26 protein-coding genes and 1 tRNA gene are annotated in these 26227 nt (G+C 55.5%); 19 read left to right on the top strand and 8 right to left on the bottom strand.

Going from position 1 to position 26227, the window contains the following annotated elements; genetic code table 11:
• Window positions 1–2: 2 nt before the first annotated feature.
• The 14 genes from LPB19_RS00670 (at window position 3) to LPB19_RS00605 (ending at window position 13606) form a co-directional block, all read left to right on the top strand.
• Complete coding sequence (locus LPB19_RS00670) at window positions 3–1370, top strand: ATP-binding protein (RefSeq protein WP_206644178.1); 1368 nt, start codon at window positions 3–5, stop codon at window positions 1368–1370.
• A complete protein-coding gene (gene cpaB, locus LPB19_RS00665) occupies window positions 1367–2149 on the top strand; it encodes a Flp pilus assembly protein CpaB (RefSeq protein ID WP_206644177.1) in 783 nt (260 codons plus the stop codon). The genes LPB19_RS00670 and cpaB overlap by 4 nt, the downstream gene beginning before the upstream one ends.
• A 32-nt stretch (window positions 2150–2181) precedes the next feature.
• Window positions 2182–3645, top strand: coding sequence for a type II and III secretion system protein family protein (locus tag LPB19_RS00660; RefSeq protein WP_206644176.1), 1464 nt, complete (start codon window positions 2182–2184; stop codon window positions 3643–3645).
• A 22-nt stretch (window positions 3646–3667) separates the two neighbouring features.
• Complete coding sequence (locus tag LPB19_RS00655; protein ID WP_206644175.1) at window positions 3668–3934, top strand: hypothetical protein; 267 nt, start codon at window positions 3668–3670, stop codon at window positions 3932–3934.
• Window positions 3935–3988: 54 nt separating this feature from the next.
• Entirely contained in the window at window positions 3989–5320 is a 1332-nt protein-coding gene (locus LPB19_RS00650; RefSeq protein ID WP_206644174.1) for a Tad domain-containing protein, read from the top strand.
• On the top strand, window positions 5317–5793 hold the full coding sequence (locus LPB19_RS00645) for a TadE/TadG family type IV pilus assembly protein (RefSeq protein ID WP_206644173.1): 477 nt from the start codon (window positions 5317–5319) through the stop codon (window positions 5791–5793). Before LPB19_RS00650 ends, LPB19_RS00645 begins: the two co-directional genes overlap by 4 nt.
• Window positions 5790–6269 (top strand): TadE/TadG family type IV pilus assembly protein, encoded by a 480-nt coding sequence (locus LPB19_RS00640; protein ID WP_206644172.1) that lies wholly within the window; start codon window positions 5790–5792, stop codon window positions 6267–6269. The genes LPB19_RS00645 and LPB19_RS00640 overlap by 4 nt, the downstream gene beginning before the upstream one ends.
• A 20-nt stretch (window positions 6270–6289) precedes the next feature.
• On the top strand, window positions 6290–7513 hold the full coding sequence (locus LPB19_RS00635; RefSeq protein ID WP_206644171.1) for an AAA family ATPase: 1224 nt from the start codon (window positions 6290–6292) through the stop codon (window positions 7511–7513).
• 71 nt (window positions 7514–7584) lie between these two features.
• Window positions 7585–8910, top strand: coding sequence for a CpaF family protein (locus tag LPB19_RS00630; RefSeq protein ID WP_407943935.1), 1326 nt, complete (start codon window positions 7585–7587; stop codon window positions 8908–8910).
• Window positions 8911–8924: 14 nt separating this feature from the next.
• On the top strand, window positions 8925–9899 hold the full coding sequence (locus tag LPB19_RS00625; protein WP_206644170.1) for a type II secretion system F family protein: 975 nt from the start codon (window positions 8925–8927) through the stop codon (window positions 9897–9899).
• A gap of 3 nt (window positions 9900–9902) precedes the next feature.
• Entirely contained in the window at window positions 9903–10871 is a 969-nt protein-coding gene (locus LPB19_RS00620) for a type II secretion system F family protein (RefSeq protein ID WP_206644169.1), read from the top strand.
• A gap of 41 nt (window positions 10872–10912) precedes the next feature.
• Entirely contained in the window at window positions 10913–11425 is a 513-nt protein-coding gene (locus LPB19_RS00615) for a tetratricopeptide repeat protein (RefSeq protein ID WP_206644168.1), read from the top strand.
• Window positions 11426–11505: 80 nt separating this feature from the next.
• The gene (locus LPB19_RS00610) at window positions 11506–12048 is read left to right on the top strand and encodes a tetratricopeptide repeat protein (RefSeq protein WP_206644167.1); all 543 of its coding nucleotides are present in this window, start codon (window positions 11506–11508) and stop codon (window positions 12046–12048) included.
• 79 nt (window positions 12049–12127) lie between these two features.
• Entirely contained in the window at window positions 12128–13606 is a 1479-nt protein-coding gene (locus tag LPB19_RS00605; RefSeq protein WP_206644166.1) for an O-antigen ligase family protein, read from the top strand.
• Window positions 13607–13720: 114 nt separating this feature from the next.
• On the opposite strand, the gene LPB19_RS00600 is transcribed toward LPB19_RS00605, so the two are convergent.
• From LPB19_RS00600 to LPB19_RS00585, 4 genes are all read right to left on the bottom strand, one after another.
• Window positions 13721–13796: transfer RNA gene (locus tag LPB19_RS00600), tRNA-Phe, on the bottom strand.
• Window positions 13797–13916: 120 nt separating this feature from the next.
• A complete protein-coding gene (locus tag LPB19_RS00595) occupies window positions 13917–14189 on the bottom strand; it encodes an oxidative damage protection protein (RefSeq protein ID WP_206644165.1) in 273 nt (90 codons plus the stop codon).
• 74 nt (window positions 14190–14263) lie between these two features.
• Window positions 14264–15328 (bottom strand): A/G-specific adenine glycosylase, encoded by a 1065-nt coding sequence (gene mutY, locus LPB19_RS00590; protein ID WP_206644164.1) that lies wholly within the window; start codon window positions 15326–15328, stop codon window positions 14264–14266.
• Window positions 15328–17523 (bottom strand): AsmA family protein, encoded by a 2196-nt coding sequence (locus tag LPB19_RS00585; RefSeq protein ID WP_206644163.1) that lies wholly within the window; start codon window positions 17521–17523, stop codon window positions 15328–15330. The genes mutY and LPB19_RS00585 overlap by 1 nt, the downstream gene beginning before the upstream one ends.
• 188 nt (window positions 17524–17711) lie before the next feature.
• Between LPB19_RS00585 and LPB19_RS00580 the strand changes: the two genes are divergently transcribed.
• From LPB19_RS00580 to hisF, 5 genes are all read left to right on the top strand, one after another.
• Window positions 17712–18173, top strand: a complete 462-nt coding sequence (locus LPB19_RS00580) for an SRPBCC family protein (protein WP_206644162.1) — start codon at window positions 17712–17714, stop codon at window positions 18171–18173.
• Between the two features lie 116 nt (window positions 18174–18289).
• The gene (gene hisB / locus LPB19_RS00575) at window positions 18290–18883 is read left to right on the top strand and encodes an imidazoleglycerol-phosphate dehydratase HisB (protein WP_206644161.1); all 594 of its coding nucleotides are present in this window, start codon (window positions 18290–18292) and stop codon (window positions 18881–18883) included.
• A gap of 30 nt (window positions 18884–18913) precedes the next feature.
• Complete coding sequence (hisH, locus tag LPB19_RS00570) at window positions 18914–19552, top strand: imidazole glycerol phosphate synthase subunit HisH (RefSeq protein WP_206644160.1); 639 nt, start codon at window positions 18914–18916, stop codon at window positions 19550–19552.
• Window positions 19553–19589: 37 nt separating this feature from the next.
• Window positions 19590–20327, top strand: coding sequence for a 1-(5-phosphoribosyl)-5-[(5-phosphoribosylamino)methylideneamino]imidazole-4-carboxamide isomerase (gene hisA, locus LPB19_RS00565; protein WP_206644159.1), 738 nt, complete (start codon window positions 19590–19592; stop codon window positions 20325–20327).
• A 10-nt stretch (window positions 20328–20337) separates the two neighbouring features.
• Complete coding sequence (gene hisF / locus LPB19_RS00560) at window positions 20338–21111, top strand: imidazole glycerol phosphate synthase subunit HisF (protein WP_206644158.1); 774 nt, start codon at window positions 20338–20340, stop codon at window positions 21109–21111.
• 9 nt (window positions 21112–21120) lie between these two features.
• Here the strand turns inward: hisF and LPB19_RS00555 are convergent, their stop codons facing one another.
• The 4 genes from LPB19_RS00555 to gpmM form a co-directional block, all read right to left on the bottom strand.
• On the bottom strand, window positions 21121–21897 hold the full coding sequence (locus tag LPB19_RS00555) for a divergent polysaccharide deacetylase family protein (RefSeq protein ID WP_206645635.1): 777 nt from the start codon (window positions 21895–21897) through the stop codon (window positions 21121–21123).
• A 53-nt stretch (window positions 21898–21950) separates the two neighbouring features.
• The gene (locus LPB19_RS00550) at window positions 21951–23354 is read right to left on the bottom strand and encodes a S41 family peptidase (protein ID WP_228289158.1); all 1404 of its coding nucleotides are present in this window, start codon (window positions 23352–23354) and stop codon (window positions 21951–21953) included.
• A 97-nt stretch (window positions 23355–23451) separates the two neighbouring features.
• Complete coding sequence (locus LPB19_RS00545) at window positions 23452–24540, bottom strand: murein hydrolase activator EnvC family protein (protein ID WP_206645633.1); 1089 nt, start codon at window positions 24538–24540, stop codon at window positions 23452–23454.
• 67 nt (window positions 24541–24607) lie between these two features.
• Window positions 24608–26155: a 2,3-bisphosphoglycerate-independent phosphoglycerate mutase gene (gene gpmM / locus LPB19_RS00540; protein ID WP_206644157.1), complete on the bottom strand. Its 1548-nt coding sequence runs from the start codon at window positions 26153–26155 to the stop codon at window positions 24608–24610.
• Between the last annotated feature and the right edge of the window lie 72 nt (window positions 26156–26227).

The raw sequence follows: 26227 nt of genomic DNA, 5'->3' as shown, positions 1-26227 counted from the left end.
CGTTGAAGTCAATTCAGCTAGAAGAATCGAAGGTTACTGAGCCAGTTGGCGCCCCGCCTGCGGTGTCCCTTCCTACGCCTCATAGTGTTTTCGAAACCGGTCTGCCCGGCCCGTTGCTTCGGGGCCTTTTGCTCAAGCACCTGTTAAAGCGCGAAGTGGCCTCCATCAAATTGCTGGCCGAGTTGATGGGGCTCAGCGGCAACGTAATTGCGGAGCTGGTCGCAGAGGCCAAAGCCAACAGCCTGGTTGAAAATCGTAACAGCGAGCAGGGTCAAATGCGGGTGGCGCTCAGTGCTGCGGGCCGGCAACAGGCGCGTCAGGCCCTTGAGCTGAGCGGATATGTTGGCAAGGCGCCTGTTCCTCTCGAGGAATACCGTCGCATTTGTATCCAGCAATCCAGTCGGCGTCAGGCTGTCGGCCGTCAACGCCTGCTGGAAGTCTTTGATACCACGGTGGTGCAGCCCGATTTAATTGATCAGATCGGTCCTGCCATAAATTCCCGGCGCGCGGTGTTGATCTATGGTGCCGCTGGCACGGGAAAGAGCTTTATCTGTCGCCAGCTGAATCGTCTCTTCGGTGACGAGGTTATGATTCCCCATGCCGTAGAGATGGGTGGGGAAATCGTGCAGATTTTTGATCCTCAGATACACCAGAGAATTGATAGCACTTTTCGAGACGACGATCTTTTTGCGCAAGTCAGTGATCCCCGTTGGTATCGCTGCCATCGCCCCCTGGTGGTCGTGGGTGGGGAGCTTGAGCTCTCTATGCTCGACATCAGTCATGACCCAAAAGCAAGGCTTCACAAGGCGCCCATTGGCCTTCTGGCCAATAACGGCGTGCTTTTGATTGACGATCTTGGCCGACAGAAAATCAGTGCCAAGGAGGTGTTTAATCGGTGGATTGTGCCTTTAGAAGAGGCTCGTGATTTTCTGTCGTTACCCAGTGGGGCGCATTTTGAAGTGCCCTTCGAGCAGAACCTCTTGTTTTCCACCAACCTCAGTCCCCAGGACATCTTTGATCCCGCCTTCCTTCGGCGCCTGGGTTACAAGATTGAATTCAAGGCAATAGATGATGAAGCGTTTGTTGCAATCTGGCAGCAGCAATGCCGTGTTATGGGCCTCAATGACAAACATCATCTTGGCCGGTGGTTGGTTCAGCAGTGTTACCCCACGAATCAGTTAGACATGCTTCCGTCTCATCCTCGGGACCTGCTTTCCATCGTGTCAGATCAAATTCGGTTTAACGGACTATCCAGCATTATCGAACCAGAGCTGCTCGAGCGAGCCTGGAATATCTATTTCGTGGAAGCCAGTCGCTGTCCGTTTCCAGCTGCTGTGGCCACATTCAATGAGGAGGGCGGATCATTATGAATTCTCGATCACTAGGCTTCACCGTATTGTCGGTGCTGTTTGCGGGCATAGCCGTATTCATGGCCAAGAACTGGCTTGATAATAATCGGCCGAAAGACGTCAAAGTGGATGAAGTGCAGGCCATTGCCATGTCTGTGTCTGTGTCGGCGGGAACGGTTCTGGAGCAGAAGCATCTCTCTGTACGCAGCTTTCCCCGGTCTATGGCGCCGAAGAATGTGAGTCAGAGCATGGAGGCGGTTGTGGGTAAAGTGGCCAGGCACCCGATGCTGGAAGGGGATTTCGTTCGCCCCGAAAAGTTGGCGGAAAAGGGGGAAGGAAGTGTTCTGGCCAGTCTGATCGAATCCAACATGCGTGCGGTCACCATCCGGGTTGACGATGTTGTGGGGGTTGCCGGTTTTCTTCTTCCGGGTAATCGGGTCGATGTGTTGATGACTCGGAGCTCCCGTGAGAACGCATCTACGGATGTCGTTCTCAGTAATCTAAAGGTGCTAGCCGTCGATCAGGTGACCGGAACCGATGCCAACAAGCCAATTTTGGTGAGGGCTGTCACTCTGGAAGTTTCCCTGGAACAGGCCGAGGTGCTGATGAACGCCAGAAGTCGGGGCAGTATTCAGCTCGCTCTGCGGAATCCCAACGACAAGAGCGCGGTAGAGTTGGCTGAGGCAAAACCGGAACCTGTGGTTGCGGCTGTGGAGCCTCGCCGGCTGGCGCCCAGTTACGAGAAACGAAAGATTGAAGTGATTCGTGGTGTTTCGATGCAAACCGTCACTGTGGACTGAGGATGTGCACCAAACTTTAGGAAGAAGTAGCTATGGATAAGTCATTGTGGAGAAGTGCAAAGAATCAGCCTGCTCGATTATTTCAGGCGGCTGTGATGGTTATGGTTGCAAACCTGCTCTGCGCCGCCGTCTGGGCCGGGGGTGGGTCAGGCCTGGGAGTATCGGTCAACCTTATTCCCATCTACAAGTCCCGAACCATTCCGATTCAAAGTACACCTGCCCGTGTGTCTGTGGGTAATCCGGATATCGCAGACATTCTGGTGACCGAACGCTCTGAGCTTTACGTTGTGGGAAAGAGATTGGGAAGCACTAACATCCTGGTTTGGGATAAAAACGATCGCCTGGTTGATTCTATCGATATAGAAGTCACCCACGATCTGAATGGACTGAAAGACAAACTTTATCGCTTCCTGCCGGACGAAAACATCAGTGTGCTCAGTTCCCAGGGGCATCTGGTTCTGTCAGGTCAGGTATCCAGCCCGGAGCGAATGGAAGCAGCAAAGCGCCTTGCTGATGGTTATGCACTCGCAGCCGGTGGAGAAGACGCTAACAGCGAAGTTCTCAATATGATGTCTGTAGGCGGTGGCCAGCAGGTGATGCTGGAAGTCACCGTGGCTGAGGTTCAGCGGGAGCTTGCCCACAGGCTCAACAGTGACTTTTCCTTGGTCGGCCAGGACGGCAACTTCCTGGGAGGGCTTATTGGTGGGGATGGCCTGATTAGTGAATTCGGAATCTTCGGCTCATACGTGACCAACAGTTTTCTCTACGATTTTGCTATCGATGCAGCCAAGGAACAGGGGCTTGCTCGCGTTCTGGCCGAGCCCAACATTACAGCCTTGAGTGGTCAACAGGCTGACTTTTTGTCCGGTGGCGAGTTCCCCGTGCCGGTGCCGGATGATGACGGAATAAAGATTTCTTACAAGGAATTCGGTGTTGGTGTGTCATTCGTTCCCACAATTCTTGGGGATGGAAATATTAATCTGAACCTCGATGTGCTGGTCAGTGAGCTGAGTAATGCGAATGCGGTAGGGATCGCGCCCACGGGTACAACTGCAACCATTATTACTCCGTCAATTGTGAAGCGAAGCGCTCGGACTACGGTTGAGCTTGCTGACGGGCAGACTATTGCTATTGCCGGCTTGCTCAGCAATCGCGTTCGTGAGTCTGTTAATCAATTACCTGGATTGGGCGATGTGCCCATTCTTGGACAGTTGTTCCGCAGTGAGGAATACCTGAATGGGGAAACCGAGCTGGTTATTCTTGTTACTCCTCGACTGGCCCAGCCGATTACCCGCGAAGGCTTGCAGTTGCCGACGGATGGCTTTGTGCCGCCCACTGATCTGGAGTTTTATCTGCTCGGCCGAATGTTTAAACGCGAAACTGAGGGAGATTCGGGGCAGCGTAGCACTGGTGGGGCATCATCCTCGGCGGTGCAACCCGGCATGCGAGCGGCTGAAATGGCTGGTACAGGCAATAAATACGGACATGCGCTGTAATCTGCGCTCAGGAGGAACTTAAATGAACAAGCCTATTTTGTTGTCTTGTATCGCTGTCTTTCTAACCGCCTGCAGCAGTAACAATGTTCTGGAGAGAGTTGAACTGGGGGGCACGATTGCTGAGGTGAAGCAGCGCCAAATTCTGGACCCCGGAGCGGAGTACCGGAATGCGGGAAAAGTTCACACGTTGAACGGAAACGTCACCTCCCGAGTCATAACGAACTATGAAAAATCCACGTATCCGCCAGCATCTGCTCGTGGGAAAACGCTGGCGATTGGTGAAGACTAGAAAGCGTCCGATCACGCCGTATTAGGGTCTCTACTCCAGGGAAAGGGAGAAAGGATGATCGTCGAACAATGCCATCGTTATCCTGACACCAAAAGACAGCGTGGTGCCGTTGCTATTCTGGTGACGGTTTCTCTGGCGGCGATTTTAGCTGTAGGTGCGCTGACGCTGGACGGTGGGTATTTATTTCTTAACAAGGCTCGGCTACAGAATGCCGTTGATGCGACGGCGCTCCATGCGGCGAAGGAGCGTGACCTGGGAGCCGATCACGCTGCGGTACGTCGGGAAGTCGTGACGATGTTGACTAACGTACTCGCCTCCGACGACTACGAGGCGTTAAGAGATGAGATTGATCTGGCTGGGGCGACGTTTGATGGGCCCGATGTTACTGATCAACTCACGGTGGAGTTTTCCCTCCAGCCAGACCCTTTCATTTCAACCGGCGACCTGGCGGCTGACTATGTCCGGGTGCGTTTGCGAAATATTGGGCAACCTGCCTTTCTCGCAGGTATTGCGGGTTTTAATGAGCTTCCCGTTCGCGCTTCCGCAGTGGCCGGTCCCAGTACGCCCCTGCTCAGCTGCTCCAATAACCTTTTGCCGATGGTGGTGTGCCAGGGAGGGGACCCCAGTACCCCTTCCGGATATCCCAATAACACCATTATGCAGATGAAGATCAGCAGCAACACAGATAGTGCAATCGGGGATGGGAATTTTCAGCTGGCCAGGCTTCCGGGCTTAACTGGCGGGGCGGATATCCGAAATGCCATGGCGGGCGCGGCAGTAGGGGCGGAAACCTGTTTCGGACCGGGAACGGTCAACGAAGATATTGAAACCGAGCCGGGAAATACTGTGGGCCCCGTTGCAACGGGTATGAATACCCGTCTGGGTCGCTATGCCAATGGCACCGTTAATCCGACGGATCATCCACCGGACAAAGATGTGTGTGTGGGCGCACCGCTTGATGTTGTCGATGGACAAGTGGTCTACGAGGAGAGTGGTGCGCTCGTTGATAACACCAATTCTCCTTCCCTGTACCGCTATGCGGATTACGCAGATGCCTATTCGAGTAGTCTAAGTGGAGAGGGATATTCCTGTCCCCATAATCCGGCGCAATCGTGGAGGGAGGACGGAAATAGTGCTCGGCGGGAATTTACGATACTGGTTGGGCAGTGTGATGGCGAAGCTAACGGACAGAACAACCTTGCGTTCGAAGGTATGGCCTGTTTTTTCCTGATGCAGGAGGTCATCCAGAAAGGAAATGAAGCTTTTGTGATTGGAGAGTTTATTGAGGATTGCAGTGGCACTGGCCCGGCAGTCGTTGATGCGGTTGATCAGAATGGGCCCTATACGATCGTTTTGTATCGTGACCCGGGAAGTAATGACTCATGACGGCGACTATTCAACATTCCATGAGGCGTCAACGTGGTTTGGCCGCGATCGAAGCGACTCTGGTTTTGCCGTTGCTGTTCTTGCTGTTCTTTGCCTTTGCGGAGTTGGGGCGGGCGTTCTATCAGTATCATGAGTTGTACGGTGCCGCACGTAACGCGTCTCGATACCTCATTAATGTGGCGCGACCGGGCAGTCTTGGGGATGTGGTTGTGACCGATGCGGTTCGATCTGCCGCCACTCGATTGATTGTTTATGGTTCGACTGCCCAGCCAGCTGATGGTGCCGAGTCAATTTTACCTGGACTGAATGAGAACGATGTTCAAATTGGCGTGGATCCAGTCTCAGAGCAAGTTACCGTGCAGGTCAATTATGATTGGACGCCTATCTTCGGAAATTCAATACCGGCCTTCTACGGTAACCCGATATCCTTGTCATGGAATATGGATGTCAACATCGCCATGAGGGTGCTATGAAAAAAAACAAGGCCCTCAAAAAGCAGTGCGGAGTGTACGCGGTCGAGTTTGCGATCGTGGCGTCGGTCGTTTTTTTGATGATCTTCGCAGCATTTGAGACGGGGCGCTTAATGTTTACCTATAACACTCTGGAAGAAATTTCCCGGCGAGCGGCGCGTTTGGCGGTGGTCTGTCTGCCTGATCTGGAAGCTGTGCCCGAGGCGCCTGATGGTCTGAAAACACTTGCACTTGATGGCATGGATGAGCTCGTGACTGACCTCACCCTGAACAACCTGAATATACGCTACCTTGCAGAGAATGGGGCAGTTGCGAACACGGCAATGCAGATTGATCTTGTCTCTGCGAGTGTTGAGAACTACCAGCATCAACTGATTATTCCGGGTTTTTTTATCAACCTGAATGCTCCAAGTTTTACCACAACACTGCCAAGAGAGAGCCTCGGTGCGACCCGATTTGGCACAACGGTGTGTGAATGAGCAGTTACAAGGAGAGAACAGTGAATGACCTGATCGTACAGCCTCTGCAAAGTCAGGCAACTAGTGAAATCAAAACCCGGGTTCCTCTGGCACTCCCCGTTTCTGTCCTTGTTATTGCAATACAGCCGGAAGCAGCGCGGGAGAAGGCCGGAGAGCTTGAGTCGATTCCAAACCTCACCGTGACCCATGCTGGATTTAAACACCTGAATCCGGCACAGCTTCAAGATCATCAGACAGTTCTTCTGCATATGCCTGACGATTCGGCTCATGCCTTGCACCTTGTGCAAGAGCTGGCACCACAGGTAAAGAACTGTATTGTGATCGGCAATAATGTCACACCGGAGCTCACCCGAAGCGCGTTGCGAGCGGGCGTAATCGATTTCGTATCAGGCAAGCCGGAAGATCTGGATGACCTGATTCAGGCCATTTACAGCATTGCTGACCATCTCGTGACGGAAGTGAAGCTGGCGCCGCTGAATGTGGTCATTAATGCCAAGGGCGGCTCGGGGGCGAGCTTTTTAAGCATGTCGCTGGCAGACCAGTTATCCCTGATGACCGGTGGTAAGGCGGCGCTGGCAGACGGCGACCACCTGAATGCCAGTCAGTCAGCAATGCTTAAAGGAACTCCCGAGTATCATTTTCAGGATGCCCTACGCGAGGCCTCCTCACTGGATGATTCGGCAATCAAAGGGCTGATGAGCAAGTTTTCCGGTATTACGCTCCTGCCAGCAGCGCCGTTTGGGATGCTGCGGCCGAATCATTTCGACTTCTCTCAGCTTCCAACCTTACTTTTCAAATTGCGTACTTCCTTTGAGTCCGTTGTCTTTGATCTCTCCCGCGGGGCAGAGCACTGGTCACTACCTGTCCTGCAGCAGGCGGATAATATTTTCATCGTCGTGCAGGACAACGTGGTTTGTCTGCGAGACGCTGCCAATCTGATTCGCTACGCAGTGCGTGAGCTGGACATTCCGAAAGAGCGAATGCAGGTCGTCGTGAACCGATACCTCAAGAATCCCAACAGTCTGAAGTTGGAGGAGATCGAGAAGGCGCTCGGGACGGATCAGATCGTAACGGTACGGAATGACTACAAACTGGCCAGTCTGGCTATGGAGCAAGGGAAAACCCTGTCTGTGATTGCCCCCAACAAGCGGATTACCAAGCAAATTAAGGAAATCGCCCAGCAGGCACAGTTCGGGAAAGACCAGCAGCCCCAAAAATCTTTTTGGCGTCGGTGGTTCGGTTGAGCCTTTCCGTTACTTAACGCGCGATCTGAGTTGGAAAACGGGACAGGGAAGTATTTGCAGGAGGGAGTCTGATGGGAACAATGGAAAATGCCGGTAGTGACTATGCAAGACACGTGCTTACCGATCAGGAGCAGGCGGTCAAGCTCGAATTATTCGAAAAACTCATGCCTTTGTTGGATGTTTCCCGATTATCCGATGTGGAAGAGTCCAGTGCCAGGGACCAGATCACCAAGACATGTCACCAGTTACTGGATGCCGATCCCCGTCCGGTTAATCGTGTTGCCCGTGAGAAAATCATCAAGCAAATCAATGACGAGTTGCTTGGGCTTGGCCCTCTGGAGGCTTTGCTGGCGGACGATAGCATTTCAGATATTCTGGTCAACGGCTTCGACAATGTGTACGTCGAGCGATTTGGCCGACTTCAGCGGCTCCCGCTCCGGTTCAATGATAATCAGCATTTACTCGGCATTATCGACAAAATCGTGTCCAGCGTCGGGCGGCGTGTCGATGAATCCAGCCCCATGGTGGATGCCCGCTTGAAGGATGGGTCCCGGGTCAACGCAATTATTGGTCCTCTGGCCTTAGACGGGCCTGCGCTATCCATTCGCCGGTTTACCGTAGACAAACTGAAAGCGGAGCAATTGATTGAAAGAGGCTCCATGTCTGATGCGATGGGCCAGTTACTTCATGCGGCTGTGGTTGGGAAGTTGAATGTTCTGGTTTCCGGTGGCACCGGCAGCGGGAAGACCACGCTTCTTAATATCCTGTCTGGCTACATTCCCTCTGATGAGCGAATAATTACGGTAGAAGACTCTGCCGAATTGCAGCTTCAGCAGCCCCATGTGGTTCGCCTTGAAACCCGTCCACCGAATATTGAAGGTAGAGGGGAAATCAATGCCAGGGATCTGGTAAAAAACTGTTTGCGGATGCGCCCGAACCGGGTGGTTGTTGGGGAAGTTCGGGGTGCGGAAGCGCTCGACATGCTCACCGCCATGAATACCGGTCATGAAGGTTCCCTTACCACGTTGCATGCCAACACCCCCCGCGATGCACTCAGCCGACTTGAGAATATGGTGTGTATGACGGGTATGGATATCCCGGTGAAAAATATTCGTACTCAAATTGCTTCGGCGATTGACCTGGTGGTCCAGCTGCAGCGGCACGAAGACGGTCGAAGGCGCGTTGTCAGCATTTCAGAAATATGTGGCATGGAGGGAGAGGTTATTACGCTTTCGGAAATCTTCGCTTTTAAGAGAAAGGGCAGGGATGAGCAGGGCAATGTGTTGGGGGAGTATGGCGCCACTGGTGTGATTCCGCATTTTCATGAAAAGCTTTCGAGCTGTGGTGTCGAAATCCCCATTGGTATGTTCGAGTCGAAAATGGACTTCGGCTTTTAAGGGAGGCCCACAAAATGTCTGTGGATTTGATGATTCTGCTTAGTGTGTTCGTGGCCGTCATTCTGCTGTCACAGGCACTGATGCTGCCGGTTTATCGTCCCCAGCGTGGTGACACTCGATACATCAAAGAGCGCCTTGAGGCCATTCGCGAGGAGCGTGGCGGAAAAGAGGCAGAAATATCGGTATTTCGAAAGAATAGGCTGGAAAAGGCCAGTACCTGGGGACGTCAGCTGGAAGCGCTCCCCTTTATCGCAAATATCACCCTGCGCCTGGAACAGTCCGGCTCGGACGATTTGGGCTATCGATACATTGCCAAGGCCCTACTGTTGGCAGCTTTCGCGGCTGCGGGTGTTTTTGTCTGGAAGAACTCGATTGGGCTTGCCGCGATTGCGTTCGTTGTAATTCCCGCTGCCTTTTACACCAGCCTTAACAAGCGCTTTGCCAAGCGCATAGACAAAATTGAAGAACAGTTTCCCGAGGCACTCGGAATTATCGGGCGAAGTCTGCAGGCAGGTCATGCCTTTCCAGATGCGATAAAAATGACTTATGAGGAACTTGAGGGGCCTATTGCTGAAGAGTTCTATAAGATTTTCAATGATATAAATTACCGGAAAAGCGTCAAGGCCGCTTTGCTGTTTTTTGTTGAGCGAGTGCCGACAGTATCCGCAATGGCCTTCAGCAGCGCGGTGATCGTTCAAAAGGAGACCGGCGGAAATCTGGCTGAGAATGTTAAAAACCTGTCTAAAATCATTCGCCAGCGGTTTGCCTTCAAGCGGAAAGTCAAAACCCTCTCAGCAGAGGGGCGGATGTCCGCCTGGGTTCTGGTTCTGATGCCCATCGCACTGTTTGCATTTCTTTACTTGACCAGCCCTGACTATGCGCAGGAACTCACCGGCACGGAGCAGGGAAGAGAGCTTTTGCTTTACGGGTTTCTGGGAATGGCGGCCGGTGTGTTCTGGCTGGGTAGATTGATTCGCTTGGATGTATGACCTATGGATTTTCTAGTTGGCTTAATCAATGACTTTACTCAGAACGAAACCTATTCTGCGTTCGGCATTTATCTGATCGCGGGTGTTGCCGGGCTCAGTCTTGCCATTGCGGTTCAATATTTTGTCTCGGGTGTTTATTCTTCGCGAAGTAAGCGGGTTGGCGCTCTGGTGAGTCAGGGTGAGTCATACCAGCAAGAGCTGAAGGGACGGCTTGAGGGCAGCCTCACGTTTAATCACAAGAAAACGTTTCTCGGGTCGTTTTCGATCGGTGGTGATGAGGTCAAGCGTACCCTGATCCAGGCTGGCTTCCATAATGATTCGGCGCTGGCCATCTACAACGGGGTGAGAATCGTTTTAACGTTGTTCAGCCTGATGGCTGTGTACGTCTTTTTGCGGGCGTTTCCTGACCTGTCAAAAGCCGTCACGATGTATGCTGTTGCTGGGTTCCTCGGTATTGCCTTTCTGCTTCCAAGCTTGGTTCTTGATCGAATTGCTTCGAATCGAAAGAGCCTGATGCGCAGAGGGTTTCCTGACGCGCTGGATCTCCTTGTGGTTTGCTGTGAGTCCGGATTGACGCTGATGGGAGCGTTGCAGCGGGTGGCCAGTGAAATAAAGCTGAGTCATTTCGAACTTGCCCATGAGCTTGACCTGGTCTGCAAAAAGGTTCGTGGAGGTATTAGTGTCGAAAGGTCTCTGGCGGAATTTTCCGAACGCACAGGGCTGGAGGACATCCGCGGCTTGAACGGAGCCATTACCCAGAGTATTCGCTTGGGTACGGGAATCGCGGAGACACTAAAAATCTACGCGGAAGAGCTCAGGGATAAGCGCCAGCAGGCGGCAGAGGAGAAGGCTGCAAAACTGGGCGTAAAAATGATTTTCCCCACCATTTTCTGTATCTGGCCATCATTTTTCATTGTTGCGGTCGGGCCCTCAATCCTGAAGGTCGCGCAAGTGTGGGATAAGGCGTTCTAAGCTGCTCTTTATCAAACAAAAAGTCGTAGGAGTTCAGGCCAATGAAGTTCAAGGCGCAAATTTTTCGGAGTGTTGCGGTCGCGGTGATGTCTGCTCAGCTTTTATTGGCGGGCTGCGCGAGCACAGGGAAAACGGTTGGCAATCTCAGTGAGCCAGAAGATACCGAACAACTGCGCTTGCGGGCCGACACGGCTTATGAGACAGGAAATTACAACCTGGCACTGAAACACTACATCAAGGTACTGGCCCAGGCTCCTGAAAGTGCAGAAGTGTTGTATCGGGTTGGCTTTATTCAGGAGCAAAAGGAGTCCTTCCGGGAGGCCGAGCAAGCCTACTCTGATGCTTTGGAGCTTCAGCCCGAATATACCCCTGCACGTATGGGTAAAGCTCTGCTTCGGTTGCGAAAAGGTCAGGTCCACAGAGCATTTTCAGACCTCGAAGCGATTCGTGAACAGGATCAGGAACGTTTGGCTGCCAAGCTGTTTCCGGCAAACGAGAAAAACTCCCCTGAGGGGGGGGGTCAAAAAAAACACCTGCATATCGTTCCAGTTTAAATCGCCTTGAAAAAGGCGGTGCGGGGCTGAGACAGTACAATGCGGCTGAGACCAGTGACGCAGATTCTGCTGAGCCGGCGGTGGTACCACATGCAGACAATCAGAAGGTTAGAATCAGGGGCGCAGAGCAGGATGGTCCGTTCTTAGCTCTGGATGAGCACTCACCACTGGCATGCTACAGCGCACTGGGTATCATTTTTGACCTCTGGGAAAGATATGGCGAGGCGCGTGATCATTATAGTTTGGTCCTTGTTGTCAATCGTGATGATGCCAAAACACTAAACAATATGGGGTATTCGCATTATTTGGAGGGTGACCTGATATTGGCTGAGCATTACTTCCAGCGGTCTGTGCGTGCGAAGCCAGAGTTCAAGCGGGCATGGTCAAATCTGGCGTTACTTTATGCCCGCCTTGGTAAGCATCAGCAGGCCGAGCGGACATTGAGGAGGGTGGCCGACACCCCTGATGCGATGAACGATATAGGTTATTTTGCCTTGCTCCAGGGGCAGACTGATGTCGCAAAGTGGTACCTCCAGCGAGCGATAGATAGCTCTCCCACTTATTTTGGTCTCGCCCAAGATAATCTGCGTTATGCACAACAAGGTTGGGACGACGGCAACTAATCGAAAGTGCTCGCTTTGACTTTGGCAATTTGGTTGAGCGTAACGCAAACATTTTTTGTTTAGCTGTTGTGGTACTAGCGTGCAGATAAACTACTGGATCTACCCAGCATCATTCGGGATTTTGGCGACCAGCGTGGTGGTCCTGGTATTGTTTGGAGGGTTCTTTTCTTCGGACTTTGATTTATATGCCATTCAGCGCTTCCTCTTAGTAGGCATATTAGCCGGTCTCACTCTAGTTCTGCTTCCTCGTCTAATTTGTAATTTCCAGTCGTTAAATGGCTATAGAAATGCCCTGGGGTTTTGCTGCCTTTTGTTGGCCGCAATGAGCATTTCCGGGACGAGTGGCGGAGCGCTTCATGGCTGGGTTGAACCGGTTATGTTTGGCGGTTTTTTTATTCTTCCGATTCTCTTGGCGGCCTGGCTTGGAGGTGCAGGGATGACGAATGTTCAGTCCCTGGCAGAGAGCTTCCTTTACCCCTTGGTTGTTGGGTGTCTGTTGTATGGTTATGTGGCTTTAATCATCTATGCGGGCAAAATGCAGGAAGGTGAATTCAGAGTAATCGATTACCTGCCTTGGGGCTTTAACAATATCCGTTACTGGAGTCATATCGCCTCCTGGGCGCTTCCTGTTCTACCCTTGGCCGTGTTTGTTGGTCCTTTGAAACGCTCGGGGCTATGGCGCCTCTGTGTGCTTATAGCGGGCGGTCTCTGGTGGTGGGTTCTTATATTATCTTCTGCGAGAGGTAGTACGGTAGGTCTTGTTGCCAGTGTGTTTTTTTCAGTGGTGTTAATGGGGCGCCAGACTTTTCCATGGTTGAAAGAGTTGCTTCGTCACTTTTCGCTCGGGATTTTGTTTTGGCTAACTCTCTCTCTCGGGCTTCCTGCGATTTTGGCTGGGGATGCTGGGACTTTGAGCTTGGAAATAGATACTGGTGATTCGGGTAGAATCCCGATGTTTGCAGAGGCCTTTGCCATGAGCATGGTTCATGCGCCCTTTGGAATGGGGGCACAATCATGGCTGACTCATGAGTTACTGACCGATAGTTATCAGAATGCGTCCAAATTTTCCCACCCACATAATATGTATCTTTTCTGGGCAGCTGAATACGGTTGGACCTTTGTCTTTGGGGTACTTGGATTGGTTGCCGTCGCATTTGGGAAGCTTCTAAAGAAGAGAGCGTTTGTCCAAAGTGGAGACAGCCAAGAGTATGCACTTTGCTTAATCGCCTTTACGGCTTCCGTTGTTGCTGCTTTGGTTCATGCGAGTGTTTCTGCGGTGTTTCTTGCCCCTGCATCCATGCTGGTTGGCTTGTTTATAATCACAATATTTTGGATGCTTCTTGGGCATCATGAGACAAGAAATCAAACAGCGAAAGGCTCGACAACTCATGCCACTTCTGCCCTAGCGGTTTTCGTGATAAGTCTTTCATTGTCTGGGCTTTGGTTGTATGAAGTCTGGCAGTACCATCAGGCGATGCTCGAAGATAAAGAATCGTTTGAAGATGATCGGTGGGCACCAAGATTCTGGCTTCATGGGAATTTCCCGCGAGCCCAGTGATTCAATTTTATTGCCTTCTGGTCTGGGTAAGTCGGGCTTTTATGGGCGGTAATAATTGCATCGATGAGAGACAACAAAGCCCGCTAAAAAGCGGGCTAAGTCATTGAATTCGGATGGTGCCCGGAGGCGGAATCGAACCACCGACACGGGGATTTTCAATCCCCTGCTCTACCAACTGAGCTATCCGGGCATGTTGCAGTGCTGTCGTGCAACGGGGCGCTATTAAACCGGTTTCGCTGTTTTGAGTCAAGGCTGACTGGCAAAAAAACTCAATCTTTTTGCGGTTGTTCAGGCCTTGATCAATCGGCCATTATTGCTCCGGCGGCACGTAGCCTTCGGCCTTGTCGAAAGGCTCGTTATCGAGGAAGCGTTCCATCTGTGCCTGCAGGTATTTTCGGGTGTTGGGGTCCATCAGGCTCAGGTGTTTTTCGTTAATCAGCATGGTCTGCTGGGCCTGCCATTCTTCCCATGCTTGTTTGGAAACGGTTTCAAACAGTTCCTGGCCTTTTTTGCCGGGCATGGGCGGGAAGTCCAGGCCGTCGAGCTCTTTCTGGTACTTGCGGCAGAATACGGTGCGGCTCATGGTCGCTCCTGTCAGACGAATGGATTTGCCGGGCATGATAGCAGAAAGGGCCGGGTGGTCACCCCGCCCATCGGTCAGAGCAGAGCCACCTGCTCGGCGTCGGTTAGCAGGGTTCGGATCGGGGCCGGCAAACCCAGGCTCAAGGCTTCGTCACGGTGCAGCCAGCGCTGGTTATCGTTATCCCCAATGGCGCCAGCACCTCGCACGAGAAGGCGGGCGGGCTGGATATGCAGGTGGTAATGGCTGAAAGTGTGCCGGAATCCGCTGATCAGCTCTGGTGTTTCACAGCTGAGCCCCAACTTCTGTTCGCAGGCGTCTTGCAGTTCATCCGCACCGAACGCCGGGTCCAGCTCCGGCAGGCTCCACAAGCCACCCCAGATGCCCGAAGGTGGTCGCCGTTCCAGCAGGATCCTGCCCTGTGCATCTTCCAGGATAACCATCCATGTGACCTTTTCCGGTTTGGCTTTCTTGGGCTTCGAGCCCGGATAGAACGTTGTTTCACCCCGCGTGTAAGCCGCGCAGTCAGCTTTTAGAGGGCAGGTGTCACAGTTGGGGCGGGTGCGGGTGCAGACCATGGCGCCCAGATCCATGATCGCCTGGGTGTAGTCCCGAACCCGCTCGTGCGGTGTGTGTTGCTCCGCGCGCTCCCAGAGTGTTTTCAGCACGCTGGTCTGCCCGGGCCAGCCGGCTACGGCATGATAGCGGGCCAGTACCCGTTTGACGTTGCCATCCAGAATGGCGGCCCGTTTACCAAAGGCCTGGGCAATGATGGCCGCGGCAGTGGATCGGCCGATGCCGGTGAGACTCTCCAGCTGTTGCTGATCCGCCGGGAAGTCGCCGGCATAGTCAGCCACCACGGTTTTCGCCGCTTTTTGCAGATTGCGGGCGCGGGCATAGTAACCCAGGCCCGACCAGTGGCTGAGCACGTCGTCTTCCGGCGCTTCCGCGAGGGCGTGAACGTCCGGAAAGCGCTCCATGAAGGCGTTAAAGTAGGGAATCACGGTGGTTACCTGGGTTTGCTGAAGCATGATTTCAGACACCCAGACCCGATAGGCGTTGCGGTTATGGTGCCACGGCAGGTCATGCCTGCCGTGCTGGTCGTACCATTCGAGCAAACGCTCGGCAAAACGGTCTGGCATTACTTGAACAGGCCTTTGAGTTTGTCGCCCAGCTCTTCTTCGAGCTTTTCCTGGATTTTCTTCTCGGCCTTCTCCGTGGCGCGATCGATCTCTTCTTCGGCTTTTGCCCTGGCGGCATTGGCGGCGATGTCTTTCAGGGTGTCCCGGAAGCGTGAGCCGTCAAAGGAGCACAGCTTGGCGGGTTCTTCCGCAAAATTACCCCGGCACTCCACTGGTATGACGACGTTTTGGACCACATCAGTCACCCGGCAGGCCTCGTCGCGGTGAATCTCACCGACGATGCGCAGGCCTGCTTCGTAATCGAGTGAAGTCTGTTCCAGGTTGACTGTGCCGTCGCCTTCCAGCTTCATGCCGGCGAGGGAGGCGACCAGATCCGTGTTTTCCAGCGTGTTGCCGTCGATCTTCAGGGTGCCGCGCATGTCGTTGAACGGGGTGGTGGTGCCCCAGCCACTGGTGCCGAGGCTTTCCTGGTTGGCCAGCGCGATGCCCTGGCAGGCGAGGCGAGTCAGGTTCATTTTGCGGAACTCGCCTTCGGCCAGGTTGAACCCGATCTGACCACCGGCATTATTTTTCAATGCACTCATGCGGTTGCCTTTGGTCGTCACGTTAACCTTCAGGTTGGCTCCGCCGGCCAGCATGTCCACTTCCGCCAGATCGGTAAGCAGAGGCAGGGTCTGCACGTTGCTGGCATTGGCGTTGATTTTCCAGTCCGGGGCGTCTTTGCGGGCGTCGAGGCTGACATTGGCGCCAAAACTGCCGTCGTACAGCTTCCCGCTGAACTCATCGACTTTCAGCAGACCGCCTTTGGCCGTGGTGCTGGTTTTGATGTCGGTGATGGTCAGGTTGCTGGCAATCAGTTCGCCCAGGCCCAGGTTGATATCCAGCAGCAGGGCGCGTAAGGCCTCCAGAGGCAGCAGATCGGTTTCGTTGGCCGGACCAGCCGCGTTGCTGCCACTCTTTTGCTCAGAGGAGGCCTGTTTCGATTTCGCGCCTTCTGTTTCTTCGGCCTCGGGTGCCAGGTAACGGTCCACATTGAGCTTGTCGCCGGTGAGGTTCAGGGTGGTGGCGCTGTTGCTCAGGTTGTAGCTGCCGGAACCTGCGAAGGTGGTGTCATCCAGCCTGAGCTTGATGTCAGACAGTTCAATGTTGCCTTCTGAGCCACCGATGCTGGTCGAAAATGCCACGGCATCGAGCACATCCGGATCACGGGTCTCAATCGGCGCCTGACCCAGCTTCGCGAGCAGGTCTTTGGGCGAAAACTCGTTGAGGGCAAGGGTGCCCTTGATGCTGGGCTTGTCGCCGAAGCCTTTGACATCGAGGTCCGTGGTGACGGATACGTCTGCCAGGGCAAGGGTGAAATCGCTCAGGTTTGCGGTTTCCTGCGCAAGATTGGCACTGGCGGAGCCCGCCAGTTCGGCGGTCACTGACTTTCCGCCCAGTGGCTCGCCGGCCATGTCGAAGACTGCTTTCAGGCCGGATACGGCAAATTCGTTCAATGCTTCATTGGCTTCAATGCGGGTGCTGATGTTGCCGTCCAGTTCGAACTGCGGCTTTGCCGTTTCGACCCGGAAGCTCACATCCAGCGGGAATTCGGAATCCAGGGCAATGTCGCTGGCGTTCAATGTGAAGTTTTCCAGCGTTACCGCCTGACCGGTGCGCTTGTCGGTGTAGTGCACCTGGGCATTGGCGATTTCGATGTTTTTGACGTTGAATGCCAGTGGCTCGCCATCGCCATCCTGTGCCGGAGCAGGCTCTTCTTCCGCGGGTTGCTCTCTGGTGGGCTGTTCCGTTTCGGCAGTGCTGGTGCCTTCCGGCATGATGCGGGTCCAGTTACCCTCGCCTTTCTCATTCACTTCAAGCCGCGCGTCCAGGCCGCTCAGAGTGAAGGTGCCCACCCGGGGCGACATGGTAATCAGTGACATGAAGTCCACCTGCGCCACCAGTTGTTCCAGTGCCACCAGGCGGCCGCCCTCAAGGTTTGCTTCCACGTTGTTCAGTTCGATGCCGAGCGGGATGAAGGACCAGCTGATGTCGCCGTCCAGAACAAGGTCCAGGTTGGTGTGTTTCTCCACCGCGCTTTCAATCTGTGGCTTGTAATTGTTGGGATCGATCACTGCCATGGCGATGGCAATGGCTACGACTGCAAGGACGATCAGCGCAACTAAGGCGATCAGCAGGTAACGAACAACTTTCATGATCGTGGATTCCTTTTCCCGGGGATGGGTTGCCAAGTGTGCGACGGTAGTCGCCATTTTACGAAAGGATACCGCAGGGTTAACAAATTAACAGCGCGGGTGGATGAAAATGCGGTAGTGTTGGGACACAATATGAGCCTTATTATTTCAATGGGTTTGATGCGAATAAGCACAATAAAGGAGTCACTGTGGCCATTACTGTTACCATCGAGCTGAATCGGGAAATCGAAATACCGGGCGGCTTTGACGAGGTGTTTGATCTGCTGGCGGATGTTCCGCGCTCTGCCAGTCATTTCCCCAAAGTGCATCAGTTGACGGGCTTGGGCGACAACGCGTACCGCTGGGAAATGGAAAAGGTGGGTATCGACAAACACGCCATTCAGTCTGTTTATGCCTGCAAATATCACGCGAACAAAGATGCCGGCACCATCACCTGGGAGCCCATCAAGGGTGAGGGGAATGGTGTTGTTAGGGGTGCCTGGGAACTGAGTCCCAAAGGCGACAACGTGACCTCAGCGCGGTTCCGAACCAATGCCGAATTGACGCTGCCGCTGCCCAGCCTGCTCAAACTGGCGATCAGCCCGGTGGTAAAACACGAGTTCAATGGGCTGGTCGACATTTACATGAATAACCTGAAAAGCGCTTTCTGAGCAGCGTCTGCCATTCAGTAGGTTTAACAGGGAGTGGGACTCCGGTGGGCTAAGACTGTATAATCCGCAAAGCAAAAATTTGCGGCAGTGTGTCGCCCAATCGTGACGGAGTCCCTATGGCCGAACGTAAGGCTCGGGTAGAACGAAATACCCTGGAAACCCAGATTGTTGTTGAGATTGATCTCGACGGTACCGGTACAGCCACTTTCGATACCGGTGTTCCCTTCCTCGAACACATGATGGATCAGATCGCCCGTCACGGGTTGGTCGATCTCAACGTCGTCTGCAAAGGCGATCTGCACATCGACGATCACCACACCGTAGAGGATATCGGAATCACCCTGGGTCAGGCGTTCAAGCAGGCCGTGGGTGACAAGAAAGGTATCCGCCGTTACGGCCATGCCTATGTGCCGCTGGATGAAGCCCTGTCCCGTGTGGTCATTGACCTGTCTGGCCGCCCGGGCCTGCTGATGGATGTTCCTTACACCCGCGCCGTCGTTGGTGGCTTTGACGTGGACTTGTTTGCAGAATTCTTCCAGGGCTTCGTGAACCACTCCATGGTGACTCTCCACATCGATAACCTGAAGGGCAAGAACACTCATCACCAGATCGAGACGGTCTTCAAGGCCTTCGGGCGCGCTCTGCGCATGGCCATCGAGATGGATGAGCGGATGGCGGGCATTACCCCGTCCACCAAAGGTTCCCTGTAATAGGTCACTGACAAGACGGCGAAACGCTTTATGAAAACCGTTGCCATTATCGACTACGGCATGGGGAACCTGCACTCTGCCCGAAAGGCGGTGGAGCATGTGGCGCCCAATGTGAGGGTGCTGGTGACCGACAACGCGGATCAGATCCGTGATGCGGACCACGTCATCCTGCCAGGTGTTGGCGCTATCCGTGACTGTATGCATGAAATCCGCCGCCTTGGCGTTGACGCACTGGTGCGGGAAGTGTCCAGAGACCGCCCATTCCTCGGAATCTGCGTGGGCATGCAGGCGCTGATGTCCCGCAGTGAGGAAAATGGCGGCGTGGAGGGGATCGGCCTGTTCCCGTCCGAGGTCCGCTTTTTCGGTGACAATCTCGTTGAGGGCGGTGAGCGCCTGAAAGTGCCACACATGGGTTGGAACGAGGTCTACCAGGCCGTCGAGCATCCTATGTGGCACAACATCCCGGACGGCGACCGCTTCTACTTCGTGCACAGCTACTACGCCGAGGCCGAAGGCAATGCCGAGATGGCTGGCCGCAGCCATTACGGTGTCGACCTGGCCGCTGCCGTTGCCCGGGACAATATCTTCGCGGTGCAGTTCCATCCGGAAAAGAGCGCCCGTGCCGGGCTGCAACTCCTGAAAAACTTTGTCGACTGGTCCGGTCAGTAAACCGGACCGTCTGAATCCCTTACACGGACCCTGTTTTATGCTGATTATTCCCGCCATTGATCTGAAAGACGGCAAGTGCGTTCGTTTGCGCCAGGGCCGCATGGATGATTCCACGGTATTTGGTGACGACCCGGTTGATATGGCTACCCGCTGGGTAGATGCTGGCGCCCGCAGGTTGCATCTGGTGGACCTGAATGGCGCCTTTGCCGGTGAGCCGGTCAACGGCGAGATCGTGCAGGCCATCGCCCGCAAATACCCTGACCTGCCGATTCAGATCGGCGGTGGTATCCGTTCGGCGGACACCATCGAGGCCTACCTGAAAGCCGGCGTGCAGTGGGTGATTATCGGCACCAAGGCGGTGAAGGAGCCGGCGTTTGTCACCGACATGTGCAAACAGTTCCCGGGTCACATCATTGTCGGGCTGGACGCCAAAGACGGCCGCGTTGCGACCGATGGCTGGGCGGAAGTGTCCGAAGTGATGGCCACAGACCTGGCCAAGCGCTTTGCCGACGATGGCGTGGACTCCATTGTGTACACCGACATCAGCCGTGACGGCATGATGCAGGGCGTTAACGTGGAAGCCACCGCCGCGCTGGCGCGGGAAGGCGGTATTCCGGTCATTGCCTCCGGTGGCGTCACCAATATGGATGACCTGAAGCGTCTGGCCACCGTGGCCGACCAGGGCGTACTGGGTGCCATTACCGGTCGAGCGATTTACGAAGGTACGCTGGACGTGGCCGAGGCCCAGGCGTTCTGCGACAGCCTGAGCGCGTAAGGGGGCAGTCATGGCACTGGCAAAACGGATTATTCCCTGTCTCGATGTGGACAAGGGGCGGGTGGTGAAAGGCGTGAACTTCGTTGATATCCGCGACGCCGGTGATCCGGTGGAAGTCGCCCGCCGCTACAACGAACAGGGTGCCGACGAGATCACCTTTCTGGATATCACGGCCAGCCACGAGAGTCGCGACACCACCTATGAGACTGTCGAGCGTATGGCTGCGGAAGTGTTTATCCCGCTGACGGTTGGTGGTGGGGTGCGTACCGTGGATGACATCCGCAAGCTGCTCAATGCCGGCGCGGATAAGGTCTCCATCAACACCGCGGCAGTATTCAATCCGGAATTCGTTCGCGAGGCGGCTGACCGGTTCGGCAGCCAGTGCATCGTGGTGGCTATCGATGCCAAGCAGGTAAGTGCCGAAGGCGAGACACCGCGCTGGGAAATCTTTACCCATGGCGGGCGCAAGCCGACCGGGCTGGATGCGGTAGAGTGGGCTCGCAAGATGGTGGAGTTGGGCGCCGGTGAGTTGCTGCTGACCAGCATGGATCGCGACGGCACCAAGATCGGATTTGATCTCGGCCTGACGCGAGCCATTAGCGATGCGGTGAGTGTTCCGGTGATTGCCTCAGGGGGTGTTGGGGAGCTTCAGCATTTGGCCGATGGCGTGACCCAAGGTGGGGCTGATGCGGTGCTGGCGGCATCCATTTTTCATTTCGGCCAGCACACCATTCCCGAGGCCAAGGCCTTCATGAAAAGTCAGGGGATTGAAGTCCGGGATTGACCGGACTTCCTAGGGATTTCTGGCCAGGGCAGGCTGTATTGCCTGCTTGTCCTCGTTGGCGAACATTTCCCGGTTATCGTTGCGGATCGCCCACAGTCCGCTGACGGTGGCGATGGCGACGCCCTGAGCATCCAGCATAGGTAAGTGTTTGGCCAGGTAATCCACCGTTACCTTGTGGGGGTGGCCAATGCCGATCGCGGTGCCATTTTCCCTGGCGCGCTGAATCAGTTTCCGGAACTGGCGGTCAACGAATTCTTCAGACTGCTCGTGATCGAGGAAGATGTCCCGGGTCATGCTGGGGATTTGGTAGGCCTGCGCGACATCACCCGCAATCGAGGTGGCGATGGTGCGGCTGTCTACGAAGTACACCGGATATTTCTCCAGCTCCTTCATCACCCAGTCCATCAGTTCCAGCTGTTGAGTCAGCAAACTACCCATATGGTTGTTCACGCCGCGTACGTGCGGTATCGCCTGCAGCGAACGGCGCAGGGTGGTGGCAATGCTGGCTTCGTCCATGTCGGAGGTGAGCCCGCCCGGCCCCAGCGCAAAGTTGCGGGTATTGGCCATCGGGGCATGCAACATGATTTCCTTGTTGCGGCTGTGTGCCAGCTCGGCCAGCGCCACGGTATGGCGACGGAAGGGCAGGAAGGCCAGTGTCAGCGGCTGTTCAAGATTGGCCAGGCGCTCGCCCTGTTCCCGGTTGTAGCCCATGTCATCAATAATGATGGCGATGGTCGGGAGCTGGGCGTCCGGACCCTCACTGGTTGTGGCGTCGCTCTTGGCCATGGCGAACGGTGCAGCCAGCAGGGCCGCGACCAGGGTACAACGGTGGAACAACTTCACTGGCTGGATTCCTGACCCTTCGCGCTTGCGCCTGACTTGTCGAGTATGTGAAGGCCTTTGAGCAGGTTCAGGGCGGAGCGGAGCTGGTAGTCACGCTCCGCAGGCGATGCGCTGCTCTTGTCCTTGCCGGATTTGCTGTCCTTGTTCTCGTTCTGGCCTTCCAGGTGGCCGCTCAGGTCTGCCTCGGTGAAGAACGGTTGGCTGTCCAGCTCAGTCAGTTCAGCCGGTCGGACCTCGATGTCCGGCTTGATGCCCGTAGCCTGAATGGAGCGGCCATCGGGGGTGTAGTAGCGGGCGGTGGTCATCTTGATGGCGTGGGTTTCGTCCAGTGGGATGACGGTTTGAACGCTGCCCTTGCCGAACGATTGGGTGCCCATGATAACGGCGCGCTCGTGATCCTGCAGGGCGCCGGCGAGGATCTCGGACGCAGACGCCGATCCGCCGTTAATCAGCACCACGACCGGGGTGTCGGGCATGAACTCGCCGGAGGTGGCGCTGAAACGCAGGCGTGAACTCTGGATACGGCCTTCGGTGTACACAATCAGGCCTTGATCGAGCAGGGCATCGGCGGTTTCAACCGCAGCCTGCAGCACACCGCCGGGGTTGTTGCGCAGGTCGATGATCAGGCCATCGAGGATGTTGCCGTATTCTTCTTCCAGCGACTCAAGGGCCGTGCGGAACTGGCTGCCGGTTTCCGCCTGGAACTGGGTGATGCGAATGTAGCCGTAGCCGTTTTCGATCATGCGGGATTTCACGCTGGTGACCTTGATGATGTCCCGTTCGACATCAATCTCAATCGGCGCGCTTTCGCCGTCACGCATGATGGTCAGCGTCAGGATGGTGCCGGGCTTGCCCCGCATCAGTGACACCGCCTCTTCCAGTGTCATGCCCTTAACCGGCTTTTCGTCCAGCTTGATGATCAGATCGCCGGCCTGAACGCCGGCTTTTTGAGCGGGGGTATCGTCGATCGGCGCGATGACTTTGACAAAGCCGTTTTCCATGCCGACTTCGATGCCCAGCCCGCCAAACTCGCCAGAGGTGCTTTCCTCAAGCTCTTCATAGTCTTTGGGCGCGAGGTAGGTGGAGTGCGGGTCAAGGTCGGAAAGCATGCCCTTGATGGCACTTTCCAGCAGTTGCTGGTCATCCACCTCTTCCACGTAGGCGTCCTTGATGCGGGCGAAAACCTCAGTGAACTTTCGCAGGTCTTCCAGTGGAAGCTGTTTCTCTGGATCGGGCAGGGTGACCTCAACCGGCTGTCCATTGATGCTGCCTTCGTAGACTTGTTCTCCGCCGCTGTTCTGGTCCTGGGCAAGCGCCAGTCCCGGGATGGTGGCGAACACGGTGCTCAGGGTGATGGCACGCAGAGGAAGAGCATAGGATGGACGTCTGGCCCGCTTCATTCACATATCCTGTTTTTATTCCGATAGTTGGACTGGATTCCCTTATGCCAGACAGTATGGCGTCCGGCGCTCCGTTTGTCAGCCCTGCAGGGACAACTCAGTTCGCCAGCCAGTGTTTGGGATTGACGGGCTTCCCGTTGTGGCGAACTTCGAAATACACCGCAGAGCTGTCCGTCTCGCCGGTGCGTCCTGCAACGGCAATCGGTTCGCCTGCGGCCACCCAGTCTCCCGGACTGGTGAACAGGCTGCTGTTATGACCATAGAGTGTCATGTAGCCATCACCGTGATCAATGATGGTCATCAAGCCGAACCCGCGAAGCCAGTTGGCAAAAACGACCCGGCCGTAGTGGATGGCTTTGACCTCGGAGCCGTCGCTGGTGCCAATCAGCAGGCCGCTACGCTTGAGTTTGCCGTCGGCATAGTGATCCCCGTAGTTGCTGAGGATCTTGCCCTGTGCCGGCCATGGGAGTTTGTTGCGAAGCGAACTGAACGGTTGCGATTCGTTGGGCGCGGGAATGCTGGCAATTGCCTGCTGCACTTCCTTGAGCAATTCTTCGAGCCGTTGCCGATCGGCTTCCAGGTTCTGGCGCTCGCTTTTGCGGGTTCGAATGTCGCTGTTGAGTGTGGCCAGGGTTTGCTCGCGTTCTTTCCGGCTCTGGTCGAGCTGGGATTGCCGGCTGGCAATGTCCGCTTCGGTGCGGGCCAGGTCGGTGCGGGTGGACTGAATGTGGGCACGGGCATCTTTCAGTTCCCGCAGGCTGGCCCGGAAGGCTTCGAGCCGTTCAACCGTATGACGGCTGAGGTATTCGTAGTAGGTCATGGTTCGGGCGACCCGGTCCGGGTCCACCTCGTTGAGCAGGACCTTGATGGCCGGTGCGTCGCCTTCCATCCAGGCCGCCCGGATCTGGCGCTTCAGGCCGTCGCGCTGGCGATTGAGGGTGAGCAGAAGCTGGCGTTCTTCCTGTTCCAGCTCCTTCAGGCGTGCTTGCAGTGTGTCGGTTCGTTGCCGCAAATCCCGTCGTTCACGGGTCAGGCGGCCGATTTTCCGCTCCGTCGCAGCAAGCTGGCGCTCAAGAGCTGAGCGATCCCTCTCGGCATCGCTCAGCCATTCATCGATCGCTTCGATACGCTCTTTCAGTTCCCGGACCTGTGCCGGCGTGACCTCATTCTGGGCCAGCGCCGGCATGGTGACGGCAAGCAGCGTCAGTAGCAGAGCCGGTATATACCGCAACACGACTGTCAGAACGCAGCCATCAATCAGCTTTTACCAGGCTGTGCCCGGTCATTTCGCTGGGCTGTTCCAGTCCCATCAGGGCGAGTAGGGTTGGCGCAACGTCGCTCAGGCTGCCATCGTCCAGCAGCGTTACCTTGCGCGGGCCGGTGTACACCAGAGGTACCGGGTCACTGGTGTGGGCGGTATGAACCTGTCCGGTTGCCGGGTCGGTCATCTGTTCGCAGTTGCCATGGTCGGCTGTGATCAGCGCTTCGCCACCTACTTCGTCCAGCGCCTCCACCACTCTTTTCACGCAGGTATCCAGACATTCCGCCGCTTTGATCGCAGCGTCCAGCTTGCCGGTATGCCCCACCATGTCGCCGTTGGCGTAGTTGCAGACAATCAGGTCGTACTTGCCGCTCTTGATGGCTTCCACCAGTTTGTCGGTGACTTCCGGAGCGCTCATCTCCGGCTTCAGGTCGTAGGTGGCAACCTGAGGAGAGGGCACCAGAATCCGGTCCTCGCCTTCGAATGGCGTTTCCAGCCCGCCGTTAAAGAAGAAGGTCACGTGAGCGTATTTCTCGGTTTCCGAAATGCGCAGCTGGGTTTTGTTCTGGGCGGCCATGTATTCGCCCAGGCCATTGCTGAGTTGTTCGGGCGGGTACGCGCAACTGGTTTTGATGTCCGCTGCGTACTCGGTCAGCATCACGAAATCCGCCAGCTCCGGGTGCTTGATGCGATCAAAACCCTGGAAGTTCTGCTCGACAAAGGCGCGGGTCATTTCCCGGGCCCGGTCGGCGCGGAAGTTCATGAACAGAACGGTGTCGCCATCGTTGATGGTGCCCTCTGGCTGGCCTGCCGAGTGAATGCGGGTCGGTTTAACGAATTCGTCGTTTTCGTCCCGTGCGTAGGCCTGCTCGAGTGCACTGACCGGGTCGGGCGCGGTGAACTCGGCCTTGCCCTGGGTCATCAGGTTGTAGGCACCTTCAACGCGGTCCCAGCGGTTGTCCCGGTCCATGGCGAAGTAGCGACCGACAATCGACGCCACACGGCCAACGCCCAGGCTGTCCAGCTTGGCGGCAGCTTTCTCGAGTGACGGCTTGGCACTGCGCGGTGGCATGTCCCGGCCGTCAAGGAAGGCGTGGATGTAGACTTCTTTCGCGCCACGTGCAGCGGCCATTTCTGCGGCGGCCAGGATGTGGTCTTCATGACTGTGCACACCGCCCGGCGAAAACAGGCCCATCAGATGAACCGCACGGCCTCCGGTGACCGCCTTGTCGATGGCGGCGCACAACACTTCATTGTTCTGGAAGGTGCCATCTTCCAGCGCTTTATCGATGCGGGTCAGACTCTGGTACACCACGCGGCCGGCACCCAGGTTCATGTGGCCCACTTCCGAGTTGCCCATCTGGCCCTGGGGCAGTCCCACAAACATGCCGGACGTGTTGATCAGGGTCTTTGGGTGGGACTGCCACAGTGTGTCCCAGAACGGTGTGTTGGCATTGCTGATGGCGTTGTCTTCAGCCGGGTCACGGTGGCCCCAGCCATCGAGGATAATCAGTGCAGTCGGCTTGCGGGTCGCAGTCATCAGTCCTTCCGATCGAGTGAAAAATGAGAAAACAGAAAGCCCAGATTCTAACCGGTTTGGGACGCACAAGCC

The sequence above is a fragment of the Marinobacter salinisoli genome (assembly GCF_017301335.1).
In the GTDB taxonomy this organism is placed as follows: domain Bacteria; phylum Pseudomonadota; class Gammaproteobacteria; order Pseudomonadales; family Oleiphilaceae; genus Marinobacter; species Marinobacter salinisoli.
The sequence above is the reverse complement of the archived record's forward strand: the minus strand, read 5'-3'. Positions and strand labels throughout refer to the sequence as shown.